This window comes from Staphylococcus agnetis, assembly GCF_002901865.1.
Classification (GTDB): domain Bacteria; phylum Bacillota; class Bacilli; order Staphylococcales; family Staphylococcaceae; genus Staphylococcus; species Staphylococcus agnetis.
This window is the reverse complement of sequence record NZ_PPQF01000028.1, coordinates 1-12,281: the sequence shown is the minus strand read 5'-3', so window position 1 is coordinate 12,281 and position 12,281 is coordinate 1. Positions and strand designations below refer to the sequence as shown.

The 12,281-nt window shown below is 35.0% G+C and carries 12 protein-coding genes; 9 read left to right on the top strand and 3 right to left on the bottom strand.

The genetic code is table 11. The features are described 5' to 3' along the window. Positions 1-64 precede the first annotated feature (64 nt). Together CD172_RS05615 and pepF are read left to right on the top strand one after the other, a co-directional pair. Positions 65-1,030: a competence protein CoiA gene (locus tag CD172_RS05615; RefSeq protein WP_157950623.1), complete on the top strand. Its 966-nt coding sequence runs from the start codon at positions 65-67 to the stop codon at positions 1,028-1,030. Positions 1,031-1,100: 70 nt separating this feature from the next. Then, positions 1,101-2,909, top strand: coding sequence for an oligoendopeptidase F (gene pepF, locus CD172_RS05610; RefSeq protein WP_103345736.1), 1,809 nt, complete (start codon positions 1,101-1,103; stop codon positions 2,907-2,909). A gap of 268 nt (positions 2,910-3,177) precedes the next feature. Here the strand turns inward: pepF and yjbH are convergent, their stop codons facing one another. The 3 genes from yjbH to CD172_RS05595 form a co-directional block, all read right to left on the bottom strand. Continuing rightward, complete coding sequence (gene yjbH, locus CD172_RS05605; protein WP_037565888.1) at positions 3,178-3,972, bottom strand: protease adaptor protein YjbH; 795 nt, start codon at positions 3,970-3,972, stop codon at positions 3,178-3,180. Between the two features lie 14 nt (positions 3,973-3,986). Continuing rightward, positions 3,987-4,358: a truncated hemoglobin YjbI gene (locus tag CD172_RS05600; protein WP_060550684.1), complete on the bottom strand. Its 372-nt coding sequence runs from the start codon at positions 4,356-4,358 to the stop codon at positions 3,987-3,989. 84 nt (positions 4,359-4,442) lie between these two features. Continuing rightward, entirely contained in the window at positions 4,443-5,039 is a 597-nt protein-coding gene (locus CD172_RS05595; protein WP_103345735.1) for a CYTH domain-containing protein, read from the bottom strand. Between the two features lie 290 nt (positions 5,040-5,329). Between CD172_RS05595 and CD172_RS05590 the strand changes: the two genes are divergently transcribed. From CD172_RS05590 to fabI, 7 genes are all read left to right on the top strand, one after another. After that, entirely contained in the window at positions 5,330-5,677 is a 348-nt protein-coding gene (locus CD172_RS05590; RefSeq protein WP_103345734.1) for a UPF0738 family protein, read from the top strand. A gap of 16 nt (positions 5,678-5,693) precedes the next feature. Beyond that, positions 5,694-6,338 (top strand): GTP diphosphokinase, encoded by a 645-nt coding sequence (yjbM, locus tag CD172_RS05585; RefSeq protein ID WP_037565898.1) that lies wholly within the window; start codon positions 5,694-5,696, stop codon positions 6,336-6,338. Next, on the top strand, positions 6,338-7,147 hold the full coding sequence (locus tag CD172_RS05580) for an NAD kinase (protein WP_037565901.1): 810 nt from the start codon (positions 6,338-6,340) through the stop codon (positions 7,145-7,147). The genes yjbM and CD172_RS05580 overlap by 1 nt, the downstream gene beginning before the upstream one ends. After that, positions 7,144-7,998, top strand: coding sequence for an RluA family pseudouridine synthase (locus CD172_RS05575; protein ID WP_103345733.1), 855 nt, complete (start codon positions 7,144-7,146; stop codon positions 7,996-7,998). Before CD172_RS05580 ends, CD172_RS05575 begins: the two co-directional genes overlap by 4 nt. A 27-nt stretch (positions 7,999-8,025) precedes the next feature. Next, positions 8,026-9,411 carry a magnesium transporter gene (gene mgtE, locus CD172_RS05570; protein WP_103345732.1) on the top strand — a complete coding sequence of 462 codons (1,386 nt, stop codon included), beginning with the start codon at positions 8,026-8,028 and terminating at the stop codon, positions 9,409-9,411. A gap of 10 nt (positions 9,412-9,421) precedes the next feature. After that, entirely contained in the window at positions 9,422-11,257 is a 1,836-nt protein-coding gene (locus CD172_RS05565; RefSeq protein ID WP_103345731.1) for a monovalent cation:proton antiporter family protein, read from the top strand. A gap of 141 nt (positions 11,258-11,398) precedes the next feature. Further along, the gene (fabI, locus tag CD172_RS05560) at positions 11,399-12,169 is read left to right on the top strand and encodes an enoyl-ACP reductase FabI (protein ID WP_037565912.1); all 771 of its coding nucleotides are present in this window, start codon (positions 11,399-11,401) and stop codon (positions 12,167-12,169) included. Positions 12,170-12,281: the final 112 nt, after the last annotated feature.

The window sequence follows — 12,281 nt, the reverse complement described above, 5'->3', positions numbered from 1 at the left end:
CTCAAAGTGAAATTTTAAAAGTAATTGGTTGTTGTTTTGCGAGTATAACCATGAGGTGATGTTCATGTTAACTGCGATGGATCTTTATAACAAACAAATCCATGCATGTGATGCGTCTAAACAAAATCAATATTTTTGTCCAATATGCAAAGCACAACTTATTTTAAAGAAAGGGGTAAAGATGGTTCCACATTTTGCTCATCACAAAAAGCCATTCCATCTGTATCATCACAGTGGTGAATCCATACATCATCATACAATGAAACAGCAAGTTTATACATTGCTAAAACAATGGTACCATGACGTTCAGTTAGAACCGTATATTGAGGAGATCCGTCAAATTCCCGATTTAACTGTAGGACGATGGGCCATTGAAATTCAATTAAGTCCGATTAACATCAATACACTTCAAAAAAGGACTGAAAAGTTATCACAACTCGGCTATCACGTCATTTGGTTAACAGAATTACCTAAGTTCAAATATGGAATGTACGAACTGTTACAACGTCATCAATCGGTAATACATCCTGACACGCACACATTATATTGTCTTAGTCAAGATGGGACGAAGATTATTGAATTGTCCCAACTTATACCTGTAAAAGCAAATCGTTTTATAGGGGTACAACAGTACGTCAACGTTAAAGATTGGTTTACACGAGTAAACAATACATGTACACCTACAGTCGTCAGGAAGCTATCTAGATCCCATATAGAGGCTTTTATTGCACAATGTCGAATGAAACATAGCGTACTTGAACCACATCTCTCTTTAATGTATCAATTACAGCTGACTGATGACCAAGTGATCAAATTAACCGGGTTTGTTTTTCCAGAACAAATCTATTTTGTGACCAATCCGATACTATGGCAATTAACGGTATTAAAAGCGTTAAACAAAGGTGTCATTCCTCATATTTCTGTTAAGCAGTGTTTAAAGCCGCGGTATTTTGCAGAAAAAAAGGTCGATTATGTGCATAAAATGAATATGATGATTCATGCATATTTAAAAATATTGAATGTAACATAGTTTAAAAGTGCAATCTGAATTTAAAAATGAGAAAATAACAGTAATATCATCTTTAGAGGAGGAAAAAACGATGACACAACAACTTACACGTTCAGAACAAGAACAACAACACCCGGAATATACTTGGGATTTAACTACGATTTTTGAAAGTGATGAAGCATGGGAAGCGGCCTTTAAAAAAGTCGAAGGTTACCTTGGTAAAGAAGAAGCTTTTAAAGGTCACTTGGGTGATGATGCTGAAACGCTTTACGAAGCACTACGTTTAGAAGATGAAATTGAAACAGAGCTTGAAGAAGTTTATGTTTATGCGCATTTAAAACAAGATCAAGATACAGCGAATGATAAATATACTGGTTTTGAAGCGCGCGCACATCAATTGGCTATAAAACTTAGTTCGGCATGGAGTTTTTTAGTTCCAGAGCTACTCCAAATTGAAGAAGCACGATTACAATCGTTTATTTCATCGCATGAAGGATTAAAGCGCTTTGAGTTCGATTTAAAATTAATTAACGAACAACGTCCACATGTATTAGATGCAGATAAAGAGAAACTGCTAACAGAAGCTCAAGACGCACTATCAACACCAAGCAATGTGTTTAGTATGTTCGATAATGCAGATTTAACATTTGAAGATGTTACAGATAAAGATGGACAGAAACACCCTTTAACACAAGGAACATTTATTAAATATTTAGAATCTGATGATCGTGTATTACGTGAATCGGCTTACAACAATGTATACAAAGCATACGGTGCATACAATAACACATTAGGTGCAACGCTTGCTGGGGAAGTTAAAAAACACGTGTTTAATGCGCGTGCACATCATTATAAAACAGCGCGTGAGCAAGCTTTAAGTCGCACGCACATTCCTGAAGAAGTGTATGACAACCTTGTTAAAACGGTACATAAATATTTACCACTATTACATCGATATACGAAACTTCGTAAAACACTACTCGGTATAGATGACTTGAAAATGTACGATATGTATACACCTATGGTGAAAGATATTCAATTTGACATGCCATATGATGAAGCAGTGGAATGGATGTTAAAAGGCCTAGAACCAATGGGTGAAGAGTATCTCAATGTCGTCAAAGAAGGTTTACAAAATCGATGGGTGGATGTTTATGAAAATAAAGGTAAACGTTCAGGTGGATATTCATCAGGGGCTCACAAAACGAACCCATTCATTTTATTGAACTGGTCTAATACTGTTTCTGATTTATATACGCTTGTTCATGAATTTGGTCATTCTGCGCATAGTTACTTTAGCCGTAAAAACCAACCTTCTAATCAAAGTGACTATACCATCTTTGTAGCGGAAGTCGCATCTACATGTAATGAAGCATTGTTAAGTCATTATATGGATAAGCACTTGGATGATAAGCGACGTTTATTACTCTTAAATCAAGAATTAGAACGTTTCCGTGCAACATTATTCCGTCAAACGATGTTTGCAGAGTTTGAACATAAAATTCACCAAATTGAAGAAGCAGGAGAACCACTAACAGCGACACGCATGAATGACGAATACGCCAAATTAAATCGTCAATATTTTGGAGACACTGTTGAAACAGACGAAAACATTAGTAAAGAGTGGTCACGTATTCCACATTTCTATATGAACTACTACGTTTATCAATATGCGACAGGATACAGTGCCGCTCAAAGTTTAAGTCATCAAATATTGACTGAAGGACAACCTGCAGTCGAACGTTATATAAATGAATTTTTGAAAAAAGGAAGCTCTAATTATCCAATCGAAATTTTAAAAAATGCGGGTGTCGATATGACAACGCCACAACCTATTGAAGATGCATGTAAGGTTTTTGAGGAAAAATTAGACGCTTTTGAAAAATTAATGAAAGCTTGAGGGGGTTGAATCCGTTTACAATTTGACGGATTTGTGAAAAGTTGCATTTTTGGGCATTAAAGGGTTGAATCGTTTGTGAACACGTGATATATTATGAGCATGAAATTAATCACATAACAAACATACCCCTTTGTTTGAAGTGAAAAATTTCTCCCATCCCCTTTGTTTAGCGCCGTGTCAGAACACGGCGTTTTTTTTATGCTTTTTTACACAAAAAAGTTGGAACAAAACAATGTTCCAACTTTATAAATATATATATATCTTTATCTTACATTTTAGACTTCCAAAATTCTCCACCAGGATACTTTATCTTTTCAATCTTCTGTTGTAAGAGCAATTTCTTTAATTCTTTTTTTAATGTCTTCTCAGGCCATTCATAAATGGTTAATAGTTCTTCTTCAGTAACTAATTGTTTTTGATGAATGTATGTTGCTAATTTTGGTGGGAGTTGTTTTTCAATTTGACATCCCATCATCTCATTAATGATATACGTATAGATGTGATACGGATACAGTCCTTCAACTTTTAATCCTTCCTCTTGAATATCCTCGTTGAAAAATACGAGGGAAGGTGCCATATCAACTTCCATTTCACGTGCAATATGCAAATCAACTTTTAAGCTTTCACGTAAATTACCATGAATTAAATCCTCCTGAAATACATCATAATCCAATCCAGCATTGACGATACATTTAGATATCATAGCTTCTGTGACAATATCTGGTTTTGGAATAATTTCATTTTGAATGAGATGCATAAAACGATGTGCACGTGCACGTCCTTGTAATTCTGCCGCTTTGAATGCTAGCGCAATATTGTCACGGTCACATGTACTCTGTGCTTGGCATTTGGTCAACACCCGTAAGGAAGGATTTAGGATATGACGAATGCGGATATATTGGCTGTATTCAATTTTTAATTTCGATAAAACGGCAGATAATTTAAAGCTATCTTTGCTAAAAGGATCGAAAAAAGAATAAATTTCAATTTTGCTCACAGGAGAAAGATTCGTATTCGCTTCTTCTTGACAACTATGAACAACAGCTCGTAATTCTTTCGTCATATTTTCACCTACAATTAATATTCTGTGTTAACCATATGTGATGCGGTTAACTTTAAACGCTCATACAAGTAATCACCCACACCATGGGGTAATTGTGCATTGTCTATAGCGATCTGCATATTTTCTAACCAAGCATTTTTCGCTGCTTCATCAATTTTAAAAGGTAAATGACGTTTTCGTAACATGGGGTGCCCGTGTTCATCAGTATATAAACTTGGCCCACCTAAAAATTGAGTGAGAAATTGCTTTTGTTTGCGACTTGTTTCGTTAAAATCCCCTGGAAATAAATGATTTATTCGATCATCTTGTTCAACTAAAATATAAAAATGGTCAATCATCTTATATAAAGCATCTTGACCAATCACTTCATACGGTGTTGGAGGCATTTCATCACCTTAATCGTTAGTTTTGATATACATAAATAATAACATGAATTTTTACATATCAAAGTAAAAACACTTATACAATGCCTATTTGTGTTCACGCTGATTTATAAAAGCTTGATATTCAAAAAAGCGTCGTACTTTATTTTTGGGTTCGATATGAATTAATTGAAATTGGTTTAGTAATGTTTCAAAAGCTTGTTTTCCTTTATCGTAATCTTTGACTTCAAATTCCAATTCAAAATCTTCTTTTCCAAGATAGAGACTATGATCTAAGACAAGTAATCCATCTTCTAAAATTTTTTCATAACGCACCGTTTTTAATGCGCCTAAGACTTTTAATGACTTAACGGAAATATGATTTTTTTGTAAAATATTTAAAATATCACTCGGAATGTGATTTTCATCAATACGCAACCCTTCTGTAGGTTCGATGGACGTCTCAAAATTGTATTCATTTAAACCGACTGACAACGGTACTTTTAACGTCATTTCATTCGGTTTGCCGTCTTTCACTCTTATCCGTAGGGCCATTTTTTGAGATTGAATTTGAAAATCAGGCGTATCAATATAATAGTTAACTTGAGTTTTAGGTTCAGTATTCGTAAAATAAGATGCTTTGAAATCTTCGTATTGGGATAAAGTTAACAACTGTTTAAATTCAATTTCTTGTTCGATTGCCATTCGTGTTCACTCCTTAATCCATATTATGCCTAAGTTTGCATGTGTTTAAAAGTATTTACAATTTGAGTGATAGTCGATGAGACGTGTTAAGAATTATGTTAAACTGTATTATGATAAGGCAGTTTGCCTCATATTAAAAAATAGCGATAGGAATCAAGGAAAGTATTGATGCTATCAACAAGTATGATATTAAGGTTGTGAATTTTTACTCGCAATTATTGAGTCATATAAAACTGAACAATGTAAATATGGGTCTTTTTGTTTTAAAGCCCCATATAGGAGGAGAACGTATGCGTATTTATGTTAATGAAATTAAAATTCAAGATAATCAAGTATTATGTTATACAGATAAGTCAACTGAAGGTTTGACTGAAGTCGGTCAAATGATTGTTGATAGTGATCATTTTTCTTTCGTTTATTTAATGGATAATGGGTCCTCGTTTTCATATCTCATATTTGTTCAGGAAACTTGGTCTATGCTTCATGAGCATAGAGATAAACAAATTGTGATAAACGATACGATAAAATTAACACAATTTAAAGATGAATTAGACTACTTACTAGATAATATCGAAGGTAACTCCAATTATGGTAATGCATTTGTATCAGCCGTTGAAGAGACTTTTGAGTTAGTATGAAGCGGAGTGAGGTAAAATGAACCAGTGGGAAATTTTTCTTGCGCCTTATCGTCAAGCCATTGATGAACTTAAAATAAAACTTAAAGGGTTACGAAAAGAGTATCAAGTGACCGAACATAATTCGCCTATTGAATTCGTTACTGGGCGTGTTAAACCGATTACAAGTATCATTGATAAGGCGAATAAAAGGGGCATTCCATTTGACCGTCTGCGTGAAGAAATGTATGACATTGCTGGATTACGTATGATGTGTCAATTTGTGGATGATATTGATAAAGTTGTGGAGCTTTTAAGACAACGAAAAGATTTTAAAGTAGTTGAAGAGCGTGATTACATTAAAGACACGAAACAAAGTGGATATCGTTCGTACCATGTGATTATTGAATATCCAATTGAAACGCTAGAAGGTCAAAAATCTATTCTAGCTGAAATCCAAATCAGAACTTTGGCGATGAATTTTTGGGCAACAATTGAACATACTTTGCGATACAAATATGATGGAGATTATCCTCCTGAAATTCAAAAGCGTTTAGAACGTGCAGCTGAAGCGGCTTTTCTACTCGATGAAGAAATGTCTGAAATTAAAGAAGAAATTAAAGAAGCTCAAAAGTTCTATTCCAAAAAACGTGCAGATAAGCATGAAAACCGTGGGGTGGAGTAATGCGTTTTGTTATTTTGTCTAAGGGCGATGCCAAATCAGAAGCGTTAAAGCATAAAATGTTGAGTCATATGCGCGACTTTAAAATGATTGAAGATCACGACAATCCTGAAATTGTCATTTCTGTTGGTGGAGATGGCACGTTATTGCAAGCCTTTCACCAATATAGTCATATGTTATCTAGATGTGCATTTGTAGGGATTCACACGGGTCATCTCGGATTTTATGCGGATTGGTTACCACATGAAGTAGAGAAACTTATTATTGAAATTAACAATTCTGAGTTTCAAGTTATTGAATATCCCTTACTTGAAATCATTGTAAGGTATAATGATAAAGGATATGAAACACGACACCTGGCGCTGAATGAAGCAACAATGAAAACTGAAAACGGTACAACGCTTGTCGTTGATTTAGACATTCGAGGGCAACATTTTGAGCGTTTTCGAGGTGATGGGTTGTGTATTTCGACACCATCAGGTTCAACAGCTTATAATAAAGCGTTAGGAGGGGCATTAATACATCCGTCTTTAGAAGCGATTCAAATTGCAGAAATTGCATCGATTAATAATCGGGTATTTAGAACGGTTGGATCACCTTTAGTGCTACCTAAGCATCATACGTGTCATATTAAGCCAGTGAATCATGATTCAATATTAACAACCATCGACCATGTGAGTATTAAGCACAAAAACGTAAACGCAATACAATACCGTGTTGCCAATGAAAAAATCCGTTTTGCGCGTTTTAGACCTTTTCCATTTTGGAAACGTGTGCATGATTCGTTTATTTCAAGTGGCGATGATGTATGATATTTACGTATACGATTCAAGAAAATATGCAACTTAAAACATTTTTATATGAGCAACAGTTTTCTAAAAAGACGATTAGCGCCATTAAACAAAATGGCGCTTTACTTGTTAATCAGCAACCTGTCACAGTAAGAGAAATGCTTACTGTAGGAGATAAAGTTGAAGTGCATTTACCTGAAGAAGTGCCGAGTGACAACTTAATCCCCTTCGATGCGCCGTTAACAATACTTTATGAAGATGCATGGCTTTTAATTGTTGCAAAACCTGCGCATCAAAATAGTGCACCCTCACGTGAACATCCGCATCACAGTTTAGTGGAGCAAGCACTAAACCATATGCAAAACTATCAAGAAAAAGGGATACCACATATTGTCACGCGTTTAGATCGTCATACGATGGGCATTGTGATATTTGCCAAATCACGTCATTTGCACCATTTAATGACACATACAGACATCGACAAATATTATGAATGTATATGTGAGGGAACTTTAACTCACTATGATGAGATTGAGGCGCCTATTGCAAGAACACAAAATAGTATTATCACACGCAGTATTTCAAACGATGGCAAATATGCGAAAACGTTGTACTGGCCTATTAAAAACTTCAAGACTTATACTTTATGCCGTGTTAAACTTGTTACGGGAAGAACACATCAAATTCGTGTGCATTTTCAACATATAGGAGCACCTATAGTGGGAGATGGATTATACGGGAACCCGCATCCTATGCATGCCACACAATTACTAAAATGTGCAGAAATTAAATTTACACATCCAATTACAAAGGCGGTCGTACATATCAAAAATAATCATCCTGATTTTCACCAATTGTTGATGACTTTGTAAGAAACATGAGAGATGGAGGTGGCCAAAATGATGGATGAAAGAGAGCAATTAGTTTTAGACGATGAAGAAATGTATGATAAAGCGTTACTTGATGAATACATTTTAAAGAATGATATTGATGGGTTTCGACACGCATTTCTTGAACTCCACTCGTATGAACAAAGTGAATATTTCGAGGAAAGTGAAAGTGATATTCGTCAGAAAATGTATCAATTCCTTTCACCTGAAGAAGTCGCAGAATTTTTCGAGCATTTAGAAATAGATGAAGAAGCTTATGAAGATTTATTCGAGGAAATGAATGCAACGTATGCAAGTCAAATTCTTGAACATATGTCATATGATAATGCCGTTGATATTTTAAACCAACTAACGAAGCGTAAAATCGCGAGTTTACTATTACTCATGAATAAAGAAGACGCTTCTGAAATTAAAGCTTTATTACATTATGATGAAGATACCGCCGGCGGTATTATGACAACGGAATTTATTTCGTTAACAATTAATACGCCAGTTCATGAAGCAATGATGCGGGTTAAAGAACAAGCACCAGACGCTGAGACAATTTACGTTATTTTCGTTGTAGATGAACAGAAAAAACTTGTCGGTGTAATTTCTTTAAGAGATTTAATTGTAGCCGAAAATGATGCCTACATTGAAGATATTATGAGTGAACGTGTCATTAGCGCAAATGTCGCGGATGACCAAGAAGATGTTGCGCAAACGATGCGAGATTATGACTTTATCGCGATGCCGGTTGTGGATTATCAAAATCATTTGTTGGGTATCATTACAATTGACGATATCGTCGATGTTATGGATGAAGAGGCGAGTGAGGACTACTCACGTTTAGCCGGGGTTTCGGATATCGATTCGACTGATGATTCAATTGTTAAAACAGCTTTAAAGCGTTTACCATGGTTAATGATTTTAACTGTGCTCGGTATGATTACAGCTTCAATTTTAGGATCTTTTGAAGAAACATTAGAAAAAGTAGCATTACTTGCTGCATTTATTCCAATTATCAGTGGGATGTCAGGGAATTCAGGAACACAATCACTTGCCGTTGCTGTACGTAATATTTCGACTGGTGAAATTGATGAAAAGAGTAAATTTAAACTTGCACTGCGTGAATCAGGTAGTGGACTGTTAACAGGTATCTGCTGTGCAACAAGTTTATTTTTTATTATTTTACTTATCTATCGTGAACCTATTCTTGGTTTAATCGTCGGTAGTAGTTTGACCATTGCGATGACAGTAGGAACAACGATAGGTTCAGTGATTCCACTTATTATGAATAAAATTGGTATTGACCCAGCTGTTGCAAGCGGGCCTTTTATCACAACGATAAACGACATTGTGAGTATGCTGATCTATTTCGGACTCGCAACTACTTTTATGACATATTTGGTATAAGGAGGGGCCTATGGAATTTGTATCGCTTGTTGTAGTGATTATCGCTGCACTACTCACGCCCATTTTAGTCAATCGACTAAGGATTTCATTTTTACCTGTTGTTGTGGCAGAAATTTTGATGGGTATTGTGATTGGTAATTCATTTTTACATTTAGTACATATAGATGATGTTCTAAATATACTTTCAACATTAGGGTTTATCTTTTTAATGTTCTTAAGTGGTTTAGAAATAGATTTTAATGCCTTCAAGAAAGAAAAAGGGAAACCTAAAAAAGAACAAACGCAAGGACCGAGTCATTTATCACTCGCATTTTATGTGTTTATATTTATAATGGCAATATCTATTGTTCTTGCATTTGGCTTTATGTGGATTGGCTTAATTAATGACGTGCTACTTATGATCATTATCATTTCTACAATTTCACTGGGTGTTGTTGTGCCCACGTTAAAAGAAATGAATATTATGAGTACGACAATCGGACAGTTTATTTTGCTTGTTGCTGTTCTTGCTGATTTGGCAACCATGTTACTACTTACTGTTTATGGTGCTATTCATGCCAAAGGTGGTGGCACGATTTGGCTAATTGGTATTTTAGTCGTGTTTACAATCGTCTTTTACGTCGTAGGTGGTTTATTCAAAAAAGCACCATTTCTGAATAAATTAATGGCTGGAACGACGCAAATCGGCATTCGTGCGGTATTTGCTCTGATTATTTTATTAGTTGCACTTGCTGAAGGTGTTGGCGCGGAACATATTTTAGGAGCATTTTTAGCCGGTGTTGTCGTTTCGTTATTGCAACCTGATAAAGAGTTAGTAGAGAAGTTAGACTCATTTGGATATGGCTTCTTTATCCCAATATTCTTTATTATGGTAGGGGTGGATTTAGACATTCCATCGTTAATTAAAAATCCAACGATTCTCATTATCATTCCAGTATTAATTTTTGCATTTTTAATTTCAAAATTAATTCCTGTACTCATCATTAAAAAGTGGTTTGATATGAAGACAACCATTGCTTCAGCATTTTTATTGACTTCAACGTTGTCATTGGTTATCGCAGCTGCCAAAATTGCGGAGCGTTTAGGAACAATTAGTTCAGATATTTCAGGGATTTTAATTTTAAGTGCTGTGGTTACGTGTGTGTTCGTACCCATCGTCTTTAAAAAGATGTTTCCATTACCAGATGAGATGCAACGCTCAATTAAAGTAGCAATGATTGGGAAGAATCAATTGTCTATTCCTATTGCACAAAGTTTACAATCGCATCTATACAAGGTCACATTATATTATCGTAAAGATTTAACAGACCACCGTATTTTATCAGACGAAATCACAATGGTCGAAATTGCAGATTACGAATCAAAAATGTTAGAGCGTTTAGGTTTGTTTGAAAGTGACATTGTGGTGTGTTCAACAAATGATGATGCGATTAATAGAAAAGTGGCATTAATGGCTAAAGAGTTCGGTGTTGAACGTGTCATTTGTCGTTTAGAAACAAATGATGAGGAACAAACATTAAAGTCACAAGGAATTGAAATTTTTAGTAATTTCCAAAGTAATCAAATTTTACTAAAAGGAATGATTGAAACACCAAACATGCTTAACTTGTTAAGTAATGTAGAAACATCCATTTATGAAATTGGGATGTTTAATTATGCGTTTGACCAAACGCAGTTACGTAATTTCCCGTTTGATGGTGATATTATCTTTGTCAGAATCATACGAAATAATGAATCTATCGTGCCACACGGGGATACGAAATTACAATATGGCGATCGCCTCATTGTGACAGGCTCTAAAGAATATGTCGATCAACTGAAAATCGAATTAGAGATGTTTAAGTAAATGAAGACAAGCAGAATGCTCTAAATCATAGTGAGTATTTTGCTTGTTTTTCATTTTAAAGAGATTTGATTTTTAAAATTTAAGACCAGATGTTAAAATTAAAGTAATATAGCAAATTTTATTTTAAAGGAGTAATTCATTGTGATGAATTTAGAAGGTAAAACATATGTCATTATGGGGATCGCCAATAAAAGAAGTATTGGTTTTGGCGTCGCGAAAGTTTTAGACGAATTAGGAGCAAATCTTGTATTTACATACCGTAAAGAACGTAGTTTTAATGAATTAGATAAATTAATCGATCAACTCAATCAAAAAGAAAAACATGTATATCAAATCGATGTACAAAGTGACGAAGACGTAGAAAAAGGATTTGAACAAATCGGTAAAGACGTTGGTAATATAGATGGCGTATTCCATTCAATCGCTTTTGCACGTGTTGAGGAATTACGTGGACGTTATTCTGAAACATCTCGTGACGGTTTCTTATTAGCACAAGACATTAGTTCTTATTCACTTACTATCGTTGCGCGTGAAGCACGCAAAATCATGAATGATGGCGGTAGCATCGTGACCTCTTCATATATCGGTGGTGAGTTTGCGGTACCGAACTACAACGTGATGGGGATTGCAAAAGCAAGTTTAGAAGCAAGCGTCAAATATTTAGCCGCTGATTTAGGTCAAGATAATATTCGCGTCAATTGTATTTCTGCTGGTCCTATTAAAACATTAAGCTCACGTGGTGTAGGAAACTTTACATCTATTTTAAAAGAAATCGAACAACGTGCACCGTTACAACGTAATGTAAACCAAGAGGAAGTTGGTAAAACGGCTGCATACTTATTGAGTGATTTTTCAAGTGGTGTAACTGGCGAAAATATTCATGTTGACGCTGGTTATCATGCGATTCGTTAATTATAAACAGTTTAAAGGGGCTGGGACATAATTCTCAGCCAAAAAAAAGAATCGATTAGGTAAAATCATTTTTACTCAATCGATTCTTTTTATATATTATTTTAAAAAAATA